23 protein-coding genes are annotated in these 19,533 nt (G+C 63.6%); 6 read left to right on the top strand and 17 right to left on the bottom strand.

The annotated features are described in order from the left end of the window. Positions 1-209: 209 nt before the first annotated feature. The 17 genes from SO156_RS05470 to motA all read right to left on the bottom strand — a co-directional run bounded on the left by SO156_RS05470 (position 210) and on the right by motA (position 12,513). Positions 210-1,115 carry a flagellin N-terminal helical domain-containing protein gene (locus SO156_RS05470; RefSeq protein WP_458148889.1) on the bottom strand — a complete coding sequence of 302 codons (906 nt, stop codon included), beginning with the start codon at positions 1,113-1,115 and terminating at the stop codon, positions 210-212. A gap of 244 nt (positions 1,116-1,359) precedes the next feature. Beyond that, positions 1,360-2,100, bottom strand: coding sequence for a flagellar type III secretion system pore protein FliP (gene fliP / locus SO156_RS05465; protein WP_458148890.1), 741 nt, complete (start codon positions 2,098-2,100; stop codon positions 1,360-1,362). Beyond that, the gene (locus SO156_RS05460) at positions 2,097-2,540 is read right to left on the bottom strand and encodes a flagellar basal body-associated FliL family protein (RefSeq protein WP_498534096.1); all 444 of its coding nucleotides are present in this window, start codon (positions 2,538-2,540) and stop codon (positions 2,097-2,099) included. The genes fliP and SO156_RS05460 overlap by 4 nt, the downstream gene beginning before the upstream one ends. A gap of 42 nt (positions 2,541-2,582) precedes the next feature. Continuing rightward, positions 2,583-3,290: a flagellar basal body L-ring protein FlgH gene (flgH, locus tag SO156_RS05455; protein WP_458148892.1), complete on the bottom strand. Its 708-nt coding sequence runs from the start codon at positions 3,288-3,290 to the stop codon at positions 2,583-2,585. Beyond that, entirely contained in the window at positions 3,291-4,034 is a 744-nt protein-coding gene (locus SO156_RS05450) for a MotE family protein (RefSeq protein ID WP_458148893.1), read from the bottom strand. Between the two features lie 67 nt (positions 4,035-4,101). Further along, positions 4,102-5,232 carry a flagellar basal body P-ring protein FlgI gene (flgI, locus tag SO156_RS05445; RefSeq protein WP_498534095.1) on the bottom strand — a complete coding sequence of 377 codons (1,131 nt, stop codon included), beginning with the start codon at positions 5,230-5,232 and terminating at the stop codon, positions 4,102-4,104. Next, positions 5,229-5,705: a flagellar basal body P-ring formation chaperone FlgA gene (gene flgA, locus SO156_RS05440; RefSeq protein WP_458148895.1), complete on the bottom strand. Its 477-nt coding sequence runs from the start codon at positions 5,703-5,705 to the stop codon at positions 5,229-5,231. Before flgA ends, flgI begins: the two co-directional genes overlap by 4 nt. Positions 5,706-5,718: 13 nt before the next feature. After that, positions 5,719-6,510 (bottom strand): flagellar basal-body rod protein FlgG, encoded by a 792-nt coding sequence (gene flgG, locus SO156_RS05435; RefSeq protein ID WP_254098068.1) that lies wholly within the window; start codon positions 6,508-6,510, stop codon positions 5,719-5,721. Between the two features lie 17 nt (positions 6,511-6,527). Beyond that, a complete protein-coding gene (gene fliE / locus SO156_RS05430; RefSeq protein ID WP_458148896.1) occupies positions 6,528-6,854 on the bottom strand; it encodes a flagellar hook-basal body complex protein FliE in 327 nt (108 codons plus the stop codon). Between the two features lie 2 nt (positions 6,855-6,856). Next, positions 6,857-7,273: a flagellar basal body rod protein FlgC gene (gene flgC, locus SO156_RS05425; RefSeq protein WP_458148897.1), complete on the bottom strand. Its 417-nt coding sequence runs from the start codon at positions 7,271-7,273 to the stop codon at positions 6,857-6,859. A gap of 11 nt (positions 7,274-7,284) precedes the next feature. Continuing rightward, positions 7,285-7,665 (bottom strand): flagellar basal body rod protein FlgB, encoded by a 381-nt coding sequence (flgB, locus tag SO156_RS05420; RefSeq protein ID WP_498534094.1) that lies wholly within the window; start codon positions 7,663-7,665, stop codon positions 7,285-7,287. Between the two features lie 74 nt (positions 7,666-7,739). Beyond that, the gene (flhB, locus tag SO156_RS05415; protein ID WP_498534093.1) at positions 7,740-8,825 is read right to left on the bottom strand and encodes a flagellar biosynthesis protein FlhB; all 1,086 of its coding nucleotides are present in this window, start codon (positions 8,823-8,825) and stop codon (positions 7,740-7,742) included. 12 nt (positions 8,826-8,837) lie between these two features. Then, on the bottom strand, positions 8,838-9,881 hold the full coding sequence (locus SO156_RS05410) for a flagellar motor switch protein FliG (protein ID WP_498534092.1): 1,044 nt from the start codon (positions 9,879-9,881) through the stop codon (positions 8,838-8,840). Positions 9,882-9,883: 2 nt separating this feature from the next. Then, positions 9,884-10,279 (bottom strand): flagellar motor switch protein FliN, encoded by a 396-nt coding sequence (fliN, locus tag SO156_RS05405; RefSeq protein WP_458148901.1) that lies wholly within the window; start codon positions 10,277-10,279, stop codon positions 9,884-9,886. A 107-nt stretch (positions 10,280-10,386) separates the two neighbouring features. Beyond that, positions 10,387-10,698, bottom strand: coding sequence for a hypothetical protein (locus SO156_RS05400; protein ID WP_458148902.1), 312 nt, complete (start codon positions 10,696-10,698; stop codon positions 10,387-10,389). Then, complete coding sequence (locus tag SO156_RS05395; protein ID WP_498534091.1) at positions 10,679-11,620, bottom strand: flagellar motor switch protein FliM; 942 nt, start codon at positions 11,618-11,620, stop codon at positions 10,679-10,681. The genes SO156_RS05400 and SO156_RS05395 overlap by 20 nt, the downstream gene beginning before the upstream one ends. Beyond that, the gene (gene motA / locus SO156_RS05390; protein ID WP_498534090.1) at positions 11,617-12,513 is read right to left on the bottom strand and encodes a flagellar motor stator protein MotA; all 897 of its coding nucleotides are present in this window, start codon (positions 12,511-12,513) and stop codon (positions 11,617-11,619) included. The genes SO156_RS05395 and motA overlap by 4 nt, the downstream gene beginning before the upstream one ends. A gap of 142 nt (positions 12,514-12,655) precedes the next feature. On the opposite strand from motA, the gene SO156_RS05385 reads away from it, so the two are divergent. From SO156_RS05385 to SO156_RS05360, 6 genes are all read left to right on the top strand, one after another. Further along, positions 12,656-13,447, top strand: a complete 792-nt coding sequence (locus SO156_RS05385) for a DUF1217 domain-containing protein (RefSeq protein WP_498534089.1) — start codon at positions 12,656-12,658, stop codon at positions 13,445-13,447. Between the two features lie 3 nt (positions 13,448-13,450). After that, a complete protein-coding gene (gene flgF / locus SO156_RS05380; protein WP_498534088.1) occupies positions 13,451-14,179 on the top strand; it encodes a flagellar basal-body rod protein FlgF in 729 nt (242 codons plus the stop codon). A gap of 21 nt (positions 14,180-14,200) precedes the next feature. Beyond that, on the top strand, positions 14,201-15,526 hold the full coding sequence (gene fliI / locus SO156_RS05375; RefSeq protein ID WP_498534087.1) for a flagellar protein export ATPase FliI: 1,326 nt from the start codon (positions 14,201-14,203) through the stop codon (positions 15,524-15,526). A gap of 711 nt (positions 15,527-16,237) precedes the next feature. Further along, complete coding sequence (locus tag SO156_RS05370) at positions 16,238-16,864, top strand: MarR family winged helix-turn-helix transcriptional regulator (RefSeq protein WP_458148908.1); 627 nt, start codon at positions 16,238-16,240, stop codon at positions 16,862-16,864. A 439-nt stretch (positions 16,865-17,303) separates the two neighbouring features. Next, positions 17,304-18,410: an ABC transporter ATP-binding protein gene (locus tag SO156_RS05365; RefSeq protein ID WP_498534086.1), complete on the top strand. Its 1,107-nt coding sequence runs from the start codon at positions 17,304-17,306 to the stop codon at positions 18,408-18,410. A gap of 72 nt (positions 18,411-18,482) precedes the next feature. Further along, positions 18,483-19,532 carry an ABC transporter substrate-binding protein gene (locus SO156_RS05360; RefSeq protein WP_458148910.1) on the top strand — a complete coding sequence of 350 codons (1,050 nt, stop codon included), beginning with the start codon at positions 18,483-18,485 and terminating at the stop codon, positions 19,530-19,532. Position 19,533: the final 1 nt, after the last annotated feature.

Genomic DNA, 19,533 nt, shown 5'->3' with positions numbered 1-19,533 from the left:
GCGGCGTCATGCCTTTGGGCTACGGAGAAACGGGTTAAGGCCCAACCTGTCGTAACGACAAGGCTAGCGGGCGAAGCTTGTGTGAGGCTTGTGGCTGTGTGCCCCGACCGCAACAGGGCAGCCAAAAATACCGCGTGCGCGGGACGTCATGCCAACGAAAAAGGCCGCGCTTCGCGAGAAGCGCGGCCCTCCCTCCACGGGCTTGAGGCTTAGCGGAACAGCGAGAGGATGCTCTGGCTGTTCTGGTTGGCGATCGAGAGCGCCTGAACGCCGAGCTGCTGCTGGGTCTGAAGGGCCGACAGGCGGGTTGATTCCGCGTTCAGGTCGGCGTCGACGAGCTGACCGACACCGCGATCCACCGAGTCCATCAGCGACTTCACGAAGTCCGTGTTGGTCGAGATGCGGTTCTTGACGGCACCGAGATTGGCGGCGGCCGACGCCACCGAGCCGATCGCCGCGGTGACCTGCGCGATGTAGCCATCGAGCGTGGTCTGGTCAGCCGTCGAATCGGTCAGCGCGGAGATACTGATCGTGTTGACCGACGCACCGCCGCTCACCGTATCCAGGATGCCGGACTGGGTGCTGGTATAGAGAGCGTAGTTGGCGGTCGTCACGGCGATGGAACCGGTGGTGGGCGTGCCGCCGACACGCGAGTACGACGACACGAGGTTGAACGTCGCCGGTGTGGTCGCGGTCGTGCTCAGCCAGTTGATTCCGTTGAAGGTCGCCGCATTGGCGGTCGAGTTCATCTGCTGCTGGATCTGGGTGATATCCGACTGGATCTTGGTGCGGTCGATACCGGCGGTCTTGGCTTCGACCAGCAGCGACTGGAGCTTGGTCAGGCCGGAGTTGCTGTCGCCGATAACCGAGGTCAGAGCGGTGTACTGCGTGTCGACGGTCGCGGCCGACAGACCGAGCGAGTCGGAGACGGCGGAGAGCGCGGCGTTGTCGGCGCGCATCGAGGTCGCGATCGACCAATAGGCGGCGTTGTCGGAGGCGGTGGCCACGCGTTGGCCGGTGGAGATCCGGCTCTGCGTGGTGGAGAGCTGCGAGCTCACAGACCGCAGGGTCTGGAGCGCGGTCATGGCGGACGAGTTCGTAAGCAGGCTCGACATTGCGAATGTCCCTTTATGTACGCGTTACATTTTCACGAGGGGACATACCGGGCTTTCACCGGTACGGAGGGGCGGCATCATGCCTTTGGACTGATGTGGGTGGGGTCCAACCCGCCGTGACGCATTGCTAGCACGCCGAATCTTGCTTCCAGATTAAGAGCAGCTTGAATTTCGTAGCAATATCATATGGTTAATATTACCCTTCGCTAACCATAACCGGCCGGTTGGCCGATAATCGCGGCTCTTACGAGAACGACCGCACCAGGCCCGAGGCGAGCAGGTTCCAGCCGTCGATCAACACGAAAAATAGCATCTTGAACGGCAGCGCGATCACCGTGGGCGGCATCATCATCATGCCCATCGACATCGTCAGCGTCGCCACAATCATGTCGATGACGAGGAACGGCAGCATGATGAGGAATCCGATCTCGAAGGAGCGGCGAAGCTCGGAGATCATGAAAGCCGGAATAATGACGCGCAGGTCGATGCGCTTGTCGTCGAACTTCTTGCGAAAGCTTTCCGCCGCGAGCGACTCGAAGGTCTGAAGATCCTTGTCCCGGACATGGGCCAGCATGAACTCGCGGAACGGATCGGTGATCTTCAGATAGGCCTCCTCCTCCGAGATCTCGTTCTTCATCAGCGGCTGGACGCCGGTCTCCCAGGCGCGGTCGAAGGTCGGCGCCATCACGTAGAAGGTCATGAACAGCGCGAGGCTGATCAGCACGAGGTTGGCCGGCGTGGTCTGAAGGCCGAGGCCGGAGCGCAGGAACGACAGCGCCACCGCAAATCGCGTGAAGCTCGTCACCATGATCAGCAGACCCGGCGCTACCGACAGCACCGTGATCAGCGCCATCAGCTGGATGATGCGGCCGCTGGTCGAGCCGTTCCCCGGAGGCAGCAGGGAGTTGAGGTCCGGTATCTGGGCAGACGCCGCCTCGGGCAGGAGGATCAGCAGCAACGCGAGCAGCAGGACTTTCGTTCTCACTGGATCACCAATGTCTCGATAATTAATTCGCGGACCTTGCCCGAGGAGCGGACATTGGCGCGCTCGGACAAGTCATCCCGCAGATGCTGAAGTCCCCGCGCGCCCTCGAACTGGGCAGCGGTGGCTGACCTGAGATAGGCGACGATATCCTCGCTGATGTGAGCGGCCAGAATGCCCGCCTCCTCGTCGTTCATGCTGTCCGTGACCATGGAGGCTTCGACGCGGGCCCAATTGTTGGCGGGCGCCGCAAGATTGGTGACGACCGGCGACAGCTTCCGCAACCGCGCCGTCCCTGTGTAGGTAGACGCAACGGGCGGCGGGGTGACGTTCTTCCTGGCATCAACGACGCGCTCGGCCGTCACCAGCAGGTGATAGCCCGTGGCAGCGCCGGCGCCGGCCGCGAGCAGCGTCAGGATCACTATGGCCGCGATCAGGCGCATGGCGCCCCGCGGCTCCGCGATCCGGCGCGCTCGCCTTGCAAATCAGAACGGCGCCACGGTGTCATAGATCCGATGTCCCCATCCTGGCTGCTGCACGTCAGACAGATTTCCGCGACCGCCATAGGACACGCGTGCCTCGGCGATCTTCTCATAAGAGATGGTGTTTCCCCGCGAAATGTCTCGCGGACGCACGATGCCCCCGACGTTGAGCACGCGCATCTCCGTGTTGACCTTGAATTCCTGCGAGCCACTGATCATCACATTGCCGTTAGGCAACACGTCGGTGACGATGGCGGCGATCGAAAGCTTGATGTCCTCGGCACGGTCGATCTGACCATTACCCTTGATCTGGGTGTTGGTTGAGAGATTGGCGTTGGTCTGACCGGTGTCGCTCCATCCTGCGACATTCATCAACCAGTCGAGGCCGAACTTGATCTGCGAATCGCGCGAGCGGTCGGTCTTGTTGTCGAGCTTCGCTTTGTCCTGCATCGAGATGATCACCGTCACGACGTCACCGACGCGCCGCGCGCGTGGGTCGCGGTAGAGATCGGTGCCGTCGTCCCAGGTCGAGCGATAGCTCACGGGCGTGCGGACACGCGGCGTCACTGGGATTGGATCGGCCTGCGACCTCAGCCCGCTGCCGATGGGCGACACCTGCGGGCCGGTCAAGACCTCGGCGGGGTCATGGGAGCATCCGGCCAGAAGCACGGGCGACAGCAGCAGCGACAGGATAAGCATCGGCTTCTTCATTTACTTGGTCTTCCCGTCCTCCACGCGACGCATTCCGCCGAGGAGATCGGCCAGATGCGCCGCGCGTGCCGTATCCATCTCATCGAAGATCGCGCTCGAGCTCCTGGGACTAAGCTTGGCGAGCACGGCCGCAGCGGTCTCGTCCGCCATGCTGGCAATCTGGTTTGCAGCAGATTCCGGCTTCATGCGCGAGTAGATCTCGACCACGCTCGCCTCGGCCTTCTTCAGGAACTCGTCGCGAAGCGCCATCCATTTCTCATATTCGACTCGCTTGGCCTCGACCTCCGCGATCCGCTCGCGCAGCAGAGTCTCCGCCTTCTCCAGCTCCTTCAACTGCCAAGCCAGCCGGGCGTCGACGGCAGAATCGGCGACGCTGCTGCAGAACTGCGCAACGTCGTTCTCGGGCGCCGCAGCCGCAACAGGCGGCGCGGGCTTCGGCGCGTTGCCCGTCCTGGCCGGCCGCGCGAGGGGCGGCGTCTCGGGAGCTGGTACCGCGCCGGTAGTCAGAGGTGCGGCATCCTCCGCAGCCCAGGCCGTCGCCCTCACGGAATTCGTGTCGCTGGGGAGCGGCGCGAGGGGCGCACGCGGCTTCTGCGGGCCTGCCGCCCGCGATCGCGCGAAAGAGAGCAGATTCAGCGGCTTTGACTGCTTCGGCTCGTCCAGCGCCGCAGCCGGCGATGCGCTCGCCAGCACGGACACCGCGATCAAGCAGAAGAGATGCGTTTTGTAATCCAGCTTCAGCATCGGGCCGCGCGCGAATCTCGGTCGAGACGACAGACATGCGCGATCAGGCTTGCTTGGCGCTTGCGCGTCATTGGACGATCACATCCGCCTGAAGCGCGCCGGCCGTCTTGATCGCCTGGAGGATCGCGATGATTCCGGATGGCTTGAGGCCGATCTGGTTGAGACCGTGCACCAGGCGCTGCAAATCCACGCCGCTGAGGATCGCAACCTGGGCTCCAGCTTCGTTGGCCTCGACCATGGTCTGCGGAACGACCACGGTCTTGCCTTGCGAGAACGGCGCGGGCTGCGACACCACGGGAAGCTCCGTCACACGGACCGTCAGATTGCCGTGCGTCACCGCAACGGTCGATATCCGCACATCGCGCCCAATCACCACCGTGCCGGTGCGCTCGTTGATCACCACCCGTGCGGGCGTATCCGGCTCGACGGTCAACTCACCGATCTCGGCGAGAAAGCGGACCGGGCCGGCATAGCTCGGCTTCGACAGCACGATGGTCCGATAGTCGCGCTCGAAGGCAATCTGCGACCGGTAGCGGCCGCCGGCGTAACGGTTGATGGCATCGAGGATTCGCGTCGCGGTGACGAAATCGGGGTTCTTCAGCTCGAGGACGAGGAACTCCATCTCGTGAAGGCTTCCCTGCACCTCCCGCTCGACCAGCGCGCCGTTCGGAATGCGACCGGCGGTCGGCGTACCCTGACTGACATTCTGCGCCTGACCTCCGACGCTATAGCCGGCAACGGTGACGGCGCCTTGCGCCACGGCGTAGACGGCGCCATCGGCCGCGCGCAGCGACGTCATCACGAGCGTGCCGCCGAGCAGCGAGGTGGCGTCTCCGAGCGAGGACACCGTCACGTCCATGCGCTCGCCTGGCGAGATCGACGGCGGCAGGTCCGCGGTCACCATGACCGCCGCCACGTTGCGCGTGCGCAGCGTGGTCGGCCGTGCCGTGTTGTTCGTGCTCGTGGTGTCGTTCCTGACATTGATGCCCATGTTCTCGAGCATCGACTGGAGCGACTGTTCCGTGAACGGCGCGTTGCGCAGCGTGTCGCCGGTGCCGTTGAGGCCGATGACGAGGCCATAGCCGACGATCTGGTTTTCGCGCAGTCCCTTGATATCAGCGATGTCCTTGATACGGACGGCAGCCTGCGCGCTTGCCGCGGAGACGATGAGGATGAGCGCAAGCAGCAGCCTGATCATGATCCATCCATGACCTTAACGGTGCCGTCCGGCTGGACGATGCCCTTGATGATCACGCCGGTGTCGGTGTTGCGCACCGGGATGAGCGCGCCGGCCGCACCCGATTGCAGGGCCGAGCCATAGGTGACGATCGAGAGGCCACTGTCTTCGACCACGACCTTGACGATGGCCCCGCGCGCGACGGTCCAGGGATCCTCGACCGCATTGGTCGGGATCGGCTGGCCCGGCAGCAGCGTCCGCCGCGCCATGCGTCCGACCAGCACCTGACGTCCTTCGATGAACATGGCGACGCCGAGGAGGTTGGCCGCGAAGGCACGCTCCGTGATCATGTCCTCGCGGATCAGTTCGCCCGCGCGGATCGACACGGCCGGCACCGGAAGCCGCCGATCCTCGGCCGCGGCCAGGGATGCAGAAGCGAGCACCAGCAGCGCGGCGGCCAACCCGCGCATGATCAGGCCGAGCCTGTTCGACATGGATACACCGGAACTAGCGGCCAAGCCCCTTCGACACGGTCTGGGCCATCTCATCCGAGGCCGTGATGACCTTGGCATTCATCTCATAGGCGCGCTGCGCAGAGATCAGCTCGGTAATTTCCTTGACGGGATCGACGTTCGAAGCCTCGAGATATTGCTGGTTGATCTTGCCGTAGCCGGAATCGCCCGGCAGCCCGACGACCGGCGTTCCGGAAGCCGTGGTCTCACGATAGAGATTGCTGCCCAGCGGTTCGAGGCCGGCTTCGTTGGCGAAGTTCGCGAGGTTGAGCTGGCCGATCTGGCGCGGGTTCACCTCCGTGTCCAGCTTGGCAAACACCTGTCCGGTCTGGTTGACCGTGACCTGGACCGTTCCCTGCGGCACCGTGATCGCAGGATCCAGCAAATAGCCGTCCATTGTGACGAGCTGGCCGTTGGCATTGGTGTTGAACGAGCCTGCGCGGGTATATTGCACCTCGTTGTTCGGGCCCAACACCTGAAACCAGCCGCGGCCGTTGATCGCCAAATCGTAGGGATTGCCCGTCTGCGTGAGCGCACCCTGGATGTGCAGTTTGCGGATGGCCGCCGACCTGACGCCAAGACCGAGATTGGCGCCCTCGGGGATCGGCGAGGAGCCCGTCGCGTTCGGAACGCCCTGCATACGATCCATCTGGTAGAAGAGGTCGGTGAATTCCGCACGCGCCCGCTTGAACGACGTCGTGTTGATGTTGGCAATGTTGTTCGCAATAACCTCGATATTGGTCTGTTGCGCGTTCATTCCGGTGGCCGCGATGGCGAGCGATTTCACAACTTGATTCCTTCAGATCAGATCGACATGCGAACGACTTCTTGGTAGGCCTGCACGACCTTGTCGCGAACCGCGACCGCCGTTTGCAGCGTCTGCTCCGCCGACATCAGCGCTTCGACGACGCGCCGCGTGGACTCCTTGCCCTGGATCGCTGAGATCGACGCGGCCTCACCGGCCTTGAGCGTCCCGATCGCATCCGTCGTGACCTGCTTGAGCACGGAGTCGAAGCCGACCTCCCCACCCGACTGAACGGCGCCTGCCGCAGGCGCAGTCACTTGTGCTTCAATCGAGCGGGCCACCGTCTGGCCCGCGGAGATCGCGGTGGACGCAATTGCCTCTAACATCGTCAGCTCCTTAGGAGATCGATGGTCATGCCGACCATCGACCGCACCTGTTTCACGACCTGAAGATTGGCCTCATAGGATCGATTGACCTCGCGCATGTCGGCCATCTCGATCATCATGTTGACGTTGGGCAGCTTGACGTAGCCGGCCTTGTCGGCAGCCGGATGGCCCGGCTCGTATTCGACGCGGTATGGGCTGGTATCGACGCCGACTTCCTTGACTTTGACGAGCTGGCCGCCTGCGGCGCGATCCATCTCGGCATCGAAAGTCACGGTCTTGCGCTGATACGGGTCGGCACCGGCGGTGCGCCCCGTCGAATTCGCGTTCGCCAGGTTTTCCGAGACGATGCGCATCCGCGTCGACTGCGCCTCTAGTCCGGAGCTCGCGACCGCGAGCGAAGCCTGCAGGGAATCCACCATGTCAGGTCACCTCAGGCTTTCACGCCGGACAGCAGCATCCGGTTGAACGACCGCACGATCGCAGCATTCATGGAATAGTCGCGGTTGACCTCGCCGCCCTTGAGCATCTCCTGCTCAAGGCTGACGGAGTTGCCGGAGTGCACGACGTCCCAGCTGTCTTTCTTGGCGTTGGTTCGCGTATCGGTCTCGGCCGCACTCATCTGCATGTGCGATGGCGATGTCGTAGCGAGCCTGACCGGCGTGGCATCGAGGACCTTGTTGAACGGCTCGACGTCACGCGCCTTGAAGCCGGGCGTGTTGACGTTGGCTACGTTCGCTGCGATCGTCGACTGGCGCAGCTCCAGCCACCGGGCCTGCGAGGAAGCAAGTTCAAACAGATAAAGCGGTCCCACGGCAGCTCCCGATCTCGTCTATGCAGACGAACATAGGAAATTAAGCTTTTCTCAAGCTTTCGTCGCAAGACGCGTCATTGAACCTTTTCGCTTCGCGGCGTCTTCTGCGATTGCAGGAAATAGATGATCTCGGCGACCGGCCGGAAGAATTCCGGAGGGATCAGCTGGTCGACCTGCACCGCCTCGTAGAGCGCGCGCGCCAGGGCCTTGTTCTCGATCACCGGAATCCTGTTCTCTTCGGCCACCGCGCGGATCTTGAGCGCGATCGCATCCATGCCCTTGGCGAGAACCATCGGCGCCGGGCTCTCGTCGCGCTGATAGCGGAGCGCCACCGCAAAGTGCGTCGGATTCGCGATCACGAGCGAAGCGCGGGATGCAGCCGCAATCATCCGCTGGCGCGAGCGGTCGCGTGCCAGCGACCGCAGCCGCGCCTTGATCAGCGGATCGCCTTCGGCCTGCTTGTGCTCGTCCTTGAGCTCCTGCCTCGTCATGCGCAACTCGCGCCGCCAGTGAAAGCGCGCCCAGGCGAGGTCGATCGCCACCAGCACGATGGTCGCGATGCAGATCGCCGAGACGATGCGCATGGCGATGGTCAAGATCATCTCCGGCAACGCCACCGGATCGGTGTACATCGCCTCGAACGCCCTCGCCTCGGATGATCGCAGCACGAAGCCGACAACAAGGCCTACCGAGACGAGCTTAAAGACGGCTTTCGCGAATTCCACGAGCCCTTGCGTCCCGAAGATCCGGCTCCACCCCTGCGCGGGCGATACCCGGGAAAAATCCGGCTGGATGCGGGCGAGCACCAGCCGCGGCACGTTCTGGAGCAGCGACGCCGCCAGCCCGAACACCGCGAGAACGAGAACCGGCGGCAGCAGGAAGCGCAACGCCTCCAGCCCGACGACCGACAGGAGGTCTTTCGCGTCCGCGGCCGTGCGCAGGCGAAAGCCGTCGGGATCGTCGAGCAGAGCTTTCAGGGTCGGAACGAGCTGCTGCACGCCCTGCCCGATCAGGAACGCCTGGATCACCATCAGCGCCGCCATCGAGGCGAAGATGGAAGCCTCCCGAGATACCGGAATTCTGCCCTGCTCGAGGGCATCGCGGATCTTTTTCTCGGTCGGCTCTTCTGTTTTGCTCTCCTGATCGGATGTCTCTGCCATGCGGGTCAGCGGTCAGCGAAAGACCAGCTCATCCTCCTGGTCGGGGTTGAGCTCGATCTCGCCGCGCTCCGCCAGATCGAGTGCGAGGTCGGTGATGACACGCCGCGCCTCCAGCACGTCGCGCTGGTTCGACGGCTCGCCGATCGCCAGCTCGTGCTCGACGACGCGCCGGACGCGCGAGGCCACGGAGGACAGGATCAACTCGCGGAAAGTCTTGTCCGTGCCCTTCAGCGCGATGACGATGCGGTCGGTCGGCACCTGGTCGAAGATCATGGTGCGCGCCTTCGGCGTGAGGTTGACCACGTCGTCGAACGTGAACAGCAGCTCCTTCAGCACCTCCGCCGACTTCGGACGCTTCTCTGACAGGCTCTTCAGCATGTCCTCGATGTGGCCGCGCTCCATCTTGTTGATGATGTCGGCAACCCGCGCATACGTGTCGGCGCCGAGGTTCCGGGCGAAGTTCAGCGTCAGGTCCTCATGCAGCGTCTTCTCGACGATGCGGATGGCGTCGTCCACGATCGGCTTGAGGCTCAGCACCCGCCGCATCAGCTCGTTGCGCAGGCTCGAGGGAAGCTGGCTCATGACCTTGGCGGCGCAGGCGGGCCTGACCTTGGAGAGGATCACCGCCGCGGTTTGCGGGTGCTCCTTGGACAGGTAGCTCGCGAGCGAGTTCTCCGAGACCGACGACACGCGATCCCAGACCGACCCCGAGGAATTGCCGAGCAGGTCCGACATGATCTGGGAGACCTGCTCGGCCGGCAGAACGTCGCCGAGCACAGCCTCCAGACCCCCGAGCGTGCCGAGAATATTGGCGCCCATCGAAAATTGCTGGGCGAATTCCTCGACGATGCCTTCCAGCTCCTGCGCCGTGATCGGGCGCAGCTCGGCCGCCGCCTTCGTGACGACGCGGATCTCCTGCGGCTCGAACTGCTGCAGGACGCTGGCGGCCGCCTGACGGCCCATCGCGAGCAGGAGTGCTGCGACCTTCTGCGTTCCTCCCAGCGAGGCAACGCCGCGCTGCTTGACGGAGGTTGCGATGCCCTTCGGTTCAGCCACGATCAGCCTTCACCGTGACCGCCCAGCGGCCCGACGATCTCCGTAAGCGACACGCCGAAACGAGAATTGTCTTCTTCGACGACCACGACCTCGCCGCGCGCGACGATCCGGCCGTTGACCACGACGTCGACAGGTTCGCCGACCCTGTGATCGAGCGGGACGACCGCGCCGCGGCCGAGCTTCATGAGGTTCGCCACCGGCATGGTCGCAGCGCCCAACACCACCTGCACCGTGACGGGGATACGAAGGATCGCGTCGACATTGGCGAACTTGCCGGATTCTTCGGCCGTCCGCGCCGCGATCTCCGCCAGTCGCTCCAGCGGAGAGGTGTCGATTTGCGCCTCGCCGGACGACCCCGCCCGGCTGGCAGATGACTCATGATCGAAAGTTTGCGCCATTTGGTATTGCCTCTTGAAAACGTTCCTCCCGGGGTTCTGCTCCGGGACGATCTCCCTGCCTGCGCGCCGACATCAGGCGACGACCCCGACATCCGCAAACCGCATTCTCACTGTTCACCCACATCGCTGCCGCCTTTCCCCGGGACAGCCTGCGACCGCCGCGCGTCCAGCGCCGTGATTGCCTCGTGAGCCTGATCGATCTTGCTGCTGAGCACGTTGGCCAGCCGACCGAGATTTGCGGTCGAGTCGTGAGCTGCCTTGATGACGGTATCGAAGGCGCCCGCCGTCTCCTGCACGATCGTCGAGAATTCGCCCTGGTAGCTGCGCAGTCGCGCCAGCTCACGATGCATCCGGGTCACCCGCATGCTGGTGAAGGCGAGCGCTATGAGCAGAACCGCATCAACGAGATAGGATATCATCGACAAACTCCCGCTTCTGATCGACGGGATCCGCTACCTGCATGGCATAATAGCCATCGAGCTGGCCGATCTGACACCAGAACAGCACCTGGTTGTTGTTCTCGAGCCTGGCGAGCGTGCGCGGCGTGGCGTTGAGCTCGATGACCTGCCCGACCTGAAACTTTGCGACCTCTCCGAGGGAGAGCACGCACTCGTCCAGCACGGCGTTCAAGGTAACCTCGGTGCGCTGGACCTCGCTCTCCATTTGCCCGCGCCAGTTCGGATCGGCGGCACGGCCGTCCGAGACGACGACATGAGCGAGCTTCTGCCTGAGCGGATTGAGCGCCGAATGCGGGATGAGCAGGAACATCTGCCCGCCGCGATAGAGCGCCTGGAGCATGATGTTGGCGCAGATCGACATGTTGCCGCTGCGTCCGATCGCAAGCGAGGCCATCGCGGTCTCGACCCGCTCGAGCCTGAAGGTGACGTCCGAGGTCGCAGCGAAGGCCGACTGCAGCGACTTGGCGAAGCGCTCGAACAGCACCTGCACCACGCGGAGCTCGATGTTCGAGAAGGACCGCTCGACGTCGATCGGCGGCTCGGCACCGTCGGAGCCGAACAACGCCTCCACCATCGTAAACACGAAATCGCGGTCGAGCACGATGAGGACGCTCGTGTCCCACTGCTCGGCATAGAGAACCGCGGCGACCGCGTTGCCCTCGTAATCCTTGACGATGTCGCCGACACGGCCGTTGCTGATGTCGTTGACCGAAAAGTAGCACGGTGTACCGGCCATCGACTGGAGACTGTCCGTGCACGATGCCGCCATGCGATCGAAGATCACATTGAGCATCGGCATGCGGTCGATGGATATGCCCGCCGCGTCGAGCAGATAGTTCGGCAGTCGCTTCTGCTGCTCGACGTCGATCCCTTCCATCATCATGCTCTGGCAGCTTTCGGTTCGGCGTCGGTCGCGACGGCCTTTGGCCCGGCAATCGTCTCGTTCTCGACCACGTCGATCGACGGACGCTCGTTGCTGGCGATCATCTTGCGGCCGTGCTCGACGGCGATTTGCGGCATCGCGCCGTTCATGAAGGCGAGCAGGGTCTGCTTGACGATGATGTAGGGCCGACAGCGCTTCTCGCGGGTCATCTTTATCTTCAGGGCGAACGGCGAGATGATGCCATAGGAGAGGAAGATGCCGGCAAACGTGCCGACCAGCGCCGCACCGATGAAGCCGCCGAGCAGCTTGGGCGACTGGTCGAGCGCGCCCATGGCCTTGATGACGCCGAGCACGGCAGCGACGATGCCAAGCGCCGGCAACGCCTCCGACACCACGACGAGGGCGTTGTAGGGCGTGAGCTTGCTCTTCACGATGGTATGGATCTCCTCGTCCATCAGCGCTTCGATCTCGTGTGTGCGAGCATTGCCCATGATGATCAGGCGCACGTAGTCGCAGATGAACTGCAAGAGCGCGGTATCGGCGAGCACGCTCGGAAACGCCTTGAAGATCTCGGAGGACGAGGGATCATCGATATGCGCCTCGACTTCGTTGCGGCCCTTGCCCCGCAATTCGCGCATCAGGGCGTGAAGGGCGCCGAGGAGATCGAGATAGTAGCGCTCCCCTGGCACCGCCCCCGTGACCGCCTGAACCGCCGCGAGCCCGGTGTCCGCCACGACCTTCCAGGGATTGGCGACGATGAAAGTGCCGGCCGCCGTACCGAAGATGATGACGAATTCCCACGGTTGCATGAGCACGGCCAGATGCCCGCCCATGGCGGCAAAGCCGCCGAGCAAGGCGGCCACCGTGATGATGATCCCCACGAAACTGCCCAACGCGCCGCTCCATCGCCAATCCCGTCGGCCATGTTTATGCGGCGACGCTTGCGCGAAGCTGGCTTCCCCGTCGTCAGCCCCGCGCAAGCTATTCGCGGCAGCTTGGGACGATGTCGCAATGGCGGCCAAAGGGGCGCGTGTCATGCTATCCACGATCGCGGACTACACGAGACTGACCACGGACATGAGCAAGTCGCTGACTCAGGTCGAGCAGCAGCCCGACGTCAGCCGCGATACCGCCTACTACCTTGCCAATATCGGCAACGTGAAGAGCATCGACGATTTCCTGAGTAATTATAAGCTGTACTCCTACGCGATGAAGGCCTATGGCCTGGACGACATGATCTACGCCAAGGCGTTCATGCGGAAGGTGCTGACCGAGGGTATCTCGACTACGACTACCTTCGCCAACAAGCTTGCCGACACCCGCTACCGGGAATTCGCCGCAGCCTTCAATTTCGCCGCGCTCGGCAGTCAGGCGACCCAGACCACCCAGGCCACGACCGGCACAGCCAACCAGTATGCCACGCAGACGATGGAGCAGAACGCCGGCGACCAGAACGAAGGCCTGCGGCTCGCGCTCTACTTCACGCGCAAGGCCTCCTCGATCACGAGCCCCTACCAGATCCTCGCCGACAAGGCTCTGACCCAGGTGGTGCAGACCGCTGAGGGCTGGTCGTCGATGATCAGTTCGTCCGACATCGACATGCAGGCCAAGATGATCACGGACAAGATCAATCTCACCGATTTCCAGGACCCGACCAAGGTCACCAAGTTCGTGCAGCGCTTCGCGGCGATGTGGGATGCGACCCAGGCCCAGAGCGACACCTCGACCAACCCCGCGCTGGTCCTGATCACCGGCGCGTCGACATCGTCGGTCTCCTTGGATACCGACATGCTCACGACACTTCAGAATATCAAGTTCAATAGGTAAGCCATGCAATCGGCTCTCTATGTGGGATTATCGGCGCAGGTCGCGCTGGAAAAGCGCCTCCAGACGATCGCCAACAACGTCGCCAACGTCAACACATCTGGCTTTCGCACCGACGTCGTGAAATTCGAGACGGTGCTGTCCAAGGCCGGCGCCAACCCGGTGGCATTCTCCTCGCCCGGCGACAACATCATCTCGCGCGAACAGGGCAATCTCTCCGAGACAGGCAACCCACTGGATGTCGCAGTGGTGGGCCAGGGCTGGCTGGCCTTCGCCGGCCCCAACGGAACGGTCTATACGCGCGACGGCCGCCTCCAGATTGCCCCCAATGGCGATCTTCAGACGCTGACCGGCTTTCCCGTCATTGATTCGGGCGGAGCGCAGATCACCGTCGACCCGAACGGCGGACCGCTCACCATCGCACCCGGCGGCGCGATCACCCAGGACGGCAACGAGATCGGCACACTCGGCCTGTTCAACATTCCCACTGACGCCAACCTCGATCGCTACGGCACCTCGGGCGTCGTGCCTGATCGTCCCGCGGCCGCCATCACCGACTTCACCAAGGACGGCTTCCGTCAGAATTATGTCGAGGGATCCGGCGCCAATCCGATGCTCGAGCTGACGCGGTTGATGTCGGCATCGCGCGCCTTCGATGGCACCAATTCGCTCATCGAGGGCACTGAAAGCTCGCTTGAGAACGCGATCCGCACCCTGGGCGACCCCACCAAATAGCCTTCCCTCTGAGGACTTGCCTTGAACGCTCTCCGGCAAATTGAGTGGGCGCTGCAGGAGCTGCAGCAGAGCACCCCGATTGCAAGCACCAGCGGCGCGATTTCGGAGATCGCCCCGACGCATTTTCGCGTGTCCGGCCTGTCCCGCTTCGTCAAGCTCGGCGAGCTCATCGGGGTGACCTCGGATGGCCGGCCCCAGATCGGGGAAGTGGTTCGCATCGACCGCGACGGCATCATTGCAAAACCGTTCGACCGCCAATTCGCAGCCGGGCTCGGCTCGGTCGCATTCCGAATGCCTCCGCTGTCGCTTGCACCAGATACAAGCTGGAAGGGGCGCGTCATCAACGCGCTAGGCGCGCCACTCGACGGCATGGGCGCGCTGATTCCAGGATCGCGCGCGGTCTCGGTCGAGGCGGAAGCGCCTTCGGCCATGAAGCGGGCGCGCGTCCAAAAGCCGCTGCGCACCGGCGTACGCGTGATCGATCTGTTCGCGCCGATCTGCGCCGGCCAGCGGGTTGGCATCTTTGCCGGCTCAGGTGTCGGCAAGTCGACGCTGCTCGCGATGCTGGCGCGCAGCACCGGTTTTGACACCGTGGTCCTGGCCCTGGTGGGCGAGCGCGGCCGCGAGGTGCGCGAATTCGTCGAGGATGTGCTCGGCCACGGCCGCGACCGCGCCATCACGATCGTGTCGACGGGCGACGAGAGCCCGATGATGCGACGGCTGGCGCCGAAAACCGCGATGGCGATCGCCGAATATTTCCGCGACCGCGGCGAATCGGTCCTGCTGGTGGTCGACTCGATCACCCGGTTTGCCCATGCCTGCCGTGAAGTCGCGCTCGCCGCCGGAGAGCCTGCGGTCGCGCGCGGCTACGCGCCGAGCGTCTTCACCGATCTGCCGCGCCTGCTCGAGCGGGCCGGGCCCGGAGAGGAAGGCACCGGCACGATTACCGGAATCTTTTCCGTGCTGGTCGACGGCGATGATCACAACGAGCCGGTTGCCGACACCATTCGCGGTACGCTGGATGGACACATCGTGCTCAGCCGGCACATTGCCGACCAGGCGCGCTACCCGGCCGTGGACATTCTCGCGTCCGTCTCGCGCCTTGCGCATTGCGTCTGGGATCCCGAGGAGCGCGAGCTCGTCAGCAAGCTGCGATCCATGATCGCCAAATATGAAGACACGCGCGACCTTCGCCTGATGGGCGGATATCAATCGGGACGTGATTCGGGGCTCGATCATGCCCTCGACATGGTGCCGAAGATCTATGGCGCGATGCGTCAGGATGCTTCGGCCCCGTCCAGCGCGGATGCATTTCGCGAGCTGAGAGACGTGTTGAAGGCCGGCTAGCGCTGTCGTGCGGCGAATGGGCCCTCGCGTTAAACGCATGACTCGATGCCCACGCGGGATCGTTGGAGCGGAGCGCCAACACAGCGACGACCAGAATCGCCGTGCGATGCTGACATAGCTCGTTGCACATGATCGGCGCCGCTTCGCCTGCTTCGCCCACGCCTCAGGCAGGGACAGCGCTTGGTGAGGCCGGCATGCACTCCACTCCGGCGCGCGAATGTTGCATATCGCCTCTCGAATTCCGGCGAACGACGCGACAAGCAGTCAAACGAGGGTGCATGTCGTCATCTCATGCATAAGCTCTCATCACGCTGCCTCGCCGACGAACAACATTGTTCGTTTTCACACAACTGTCGCATACATCATACTCGTCGTCAGGCGCATGAGACGACTCACGCTCATGAATTCCCAGGCACGCGGCGGTCAAGTTGCACACTGTGGAGAACTCGCGCAGGGACGCTTCACTTGACTATACGCAGGTATATCCAAGAGCGTCTCTACTTGCTTTTCATGACAAGGTCAGTCATCGTTTTTGCGCTGGATAAGAAACGTGGGCTGACTGAGTTTGGAATGCAGGGGCTTCGGTTGAGCAAATTCGGCCAATCGTCCGACGCTGATGGCAACAGCGACTTCCGTTCAACACTGCCACATCAGACACGCCATCGACGGCGCGATCCGCGGCGACCCGCATCGCGACGGTCGGGGTAGGTCATGCCGCTGGCACGCGAAGCAGTCGAGCTGCTGATCCAGGCGGCGAGAGCTTGGTATTTCGAGGGCGACCGACACGGGTTGCGCGATCGGGAATGGATGGCGCTGCGCTTTCTCGGGCGCGCCAACAGGTTCTCGCGGACACCGTCTGCACTGGCGGGCTTCATCGGCGCGACCAGGGCCACGGCTTCACAGATCGTGAAGACGCTCGAGACCAAGTCGTACATCATCCGCAAGCCTTCGCACGAGGACAAGCGCTCGGTGGTGCTCTGCATCACCGCTCAGGGCGAAAAGTGCCTCGCGCAGCACGACCCGATCAATCCCGTCCTGAACGCGGTGACCGCGCTCGGTTCGGAGGAACGCATCCGGCTGCGCGATTCCCTGAGGGAGATCCTCAATCATCTCGACGCGGCACATCAGCGCCTCAACGCCAGCATCTGCCGGGACTGCATGTTTCTCGCCGAGCGCAGCGCGCCCAAGGGGCGCGCAGGCCCCGAGTACACCTGCCGGCTCTATCGAGCTCCTATTTCGCCCGACGAGATCGAGCTCCTCTGCGCAAGCTTCGAGCGCGCCAACGACCGGCTGAGGGCCGAAGAGCCCCCTGACAGGATACGCGTCGCGAGCGTGTAAGCCGTTGCGGTATTTGCGCCGGGCGGACCGACGATGTCATTGCAGGTGCAGCCCGGGCGGCTTTGCGCCGCTGGTATTCTCCTCGCAGGATGCTAAGCTTCCCGTCCGACCTCGGACGAGGTGCCGACGGCGGCTGTGCCGGACCGCCGGCGCAAGCGCGCAGGTAGCGGGATCAGGGGCCTGATCCAACGCCGCGCAGCGTCAGCGCTTCGTCCGCGGCGCTGTCGACCACGCCTGGGGGAGAAAGTATTGCGTATGGCCTGCGGCAATGAAGTTTCGATGACGGCGCGCGATACTCGCCATTGCCCATTGTCTTCGCGGGTCGACCTCCCGGACGCAGCATCCGAGCACGCCTGGAAGGTTGACGCCGTATCTTCTTCTGGCCATCCCGGTTGATAATGGTCCCGGCTCAATGCTCATCAGCAGACGGGAGGACAGCATGGAAGGCGCCATGACCGCAGCCGCGCCGGCCTTGGTGCGCTTTTCCGGCATCCAGAAGACCTACGACGGCGAGCACCTCGTGGTGAAGAACCTAGACCTCGACATCAGGAAGGGCGAGTTCATCACCCTGCTCGGTCCGTCCGGCTCGGGCAAGACGACCACGCTGATGATGCTGGCGGGCTTCGAGGTCCCGACCCACGGCGAAATCTATCTCGCCGATCGGCCGATCAAGAACATGCCGCCGCACAAGCGCAACATCGGAATGGTGTTCCAGAACTATGCGCTGTTTCCGCACCTGACGATCGAGGAGAATGTCGCCTTCCCGCTGTCCGTCCGCAAGGTCAACAAGGCCGAGGCGCAGGAGCGCGTGCGCGCGGCGCTGCGCATGATCAAGATGGAAGCCCTGGCGCAGCGGCGTCCGGGACAATTGTCCGGCGGCCAGCAGCAGCGCGTCGCGCTGGCCCGCGCGCTGGTCTTCAACCCGCAAATCGTGCTGATGGACGAGCCGCTCGGCGCCCTGGACAAGCGCCTGCGGGAGCAGATGCAGCTGGAGATCAAGCAACTGCACGAGACGATGGGCATCACCGTCGTCTACGTCACGCACGACCAGAGCGAGGCGCTCACCATGTCGGACCGTATCGCCGTGTTCAACGATGGCATCGTGCAGCAAATCGACAGGCCCGACGCGCTGTACGAGCACCCCGTGAACAGCTTCGTCGCCCACTTCGTCGGCGAGAACAACGTGCTGGCCGGCACCGTCGAGACGATCGAGCAGGGATATTGCCGCGTCGCGCTGGCCTCCGGCGGCGCCGTCATGGCCCGGGCAGTCAACGTGGCGAGCAGCGGCGCCGCCACCTCGCTGTCGGTGCGGCCGGAGCGGATCTCCATTGTGATGGACGGGGCGATCAGCGAGGGACCGAACCGCCTGCCGGCCACGGTGCAGAGCACCATCTATCTCGGTGACCACACGCTGGCCGTGCTCGAGGTCGCCGGCGAGGAGTTCATGGTCAAGCTTCAGCCGGGCGAACATCACAGCTTGAGACAGGGCGAAAGCGTGTCCATCACGTTCCGCCCCGAAGACTGCCTGGCCCTTGATCCCGTGTAATCGAGCGGTACTGCACACTTTCGAGAACGCAACTCACAACAAGCAACTCACAACAAGAAGGGAACGAAGACGATGCTGAAGCTCAAGATGGCACTGGGATTCGCCGCGACGCTGACCGCAGGCGTTGCTCTGGCAACAGTCGCGCAGGCGCGTGACCTCACCGTCGTATCGTGGGGCGGTGCGTATCAGGACGCCCAGAAGAAGGTCTATTTCGAGCCGTTTAAGAAGGCGGCCGGCGTTCCCATGAACGATGAGTCCTGGGACGGCGGCATCGGCGTGCTGCGGGCCAAGGTGCAGGGCGGCGCCGCCACCTGGGACGTCGTCCAGGTCGAGAGCGAGGAGCTCGCTGTCGGCTGCGACGAGGGCCTGTTCGAGAAGATCGACTACAGCAAGATCGGCGGCGAGGCCGCCTATCTGCCGCCGTCGGTCAATTCGTGCGGCGTCGGCGCGATCCTGTACGATTTCGTTCTCGGCTACGACAAGGACAAGCTGAAGGACGCGCCGAAGGGCTGGGCGGACTTCTTCGACACCAAGAAATATCCGGGCAAGCGCGGCCTGCGCCAGGGTCCGAAGACCACGCTGGAGATCGCCCTCATCGCTGACGGCGTCGCGCCAAAGGACGTCTACAAGGTGCTGGCCACCGACGAGGGCGTCGATCGCGCCTTCAAGAAGCTCGACACCATCAAGGGCGACATCGTGTGGTGGAAGGCTGGCGCCCAGCCGCCGCAATTGCTCGCCTCGGGCGAAGTGGCGATGACGTCGGTCTATAACGGCCGCATCGACACCGCGAACAAGAACGAGAAGAAGAACTTCGGCATGGTGTGGGATGGTGCGCTCTATACGCTCGACAGCTGGGTCATCCTGAAGGGCAGCCCGAACAAGGACGCCGCCTACAAGTTCCTGGACTTCGCCGGCAAGGCCGAGAACCAGTCCAAGCTCTCGGAGAACATCGCCTACGGCACCTCGAACAAGGACGCCGCCGGGCTGATCCAGCCGGCCGTTCTGAAGGACCTGCCGACGGCGCCGGACAACATGAAGAATGCGGTCGAGATCAACGTCGCGTTCTGGCTCGAGAACATCGACCGCCTGACCGAGCGCTTCAACAAGTGGGCGGCGAAATAAC

The organism is Bradyrhizobium sp. UFLA05-125, assembly GCF_059803515.1.
This window is presented reverse-complemented; position numbering and strand designations above follow the sequence as displayed.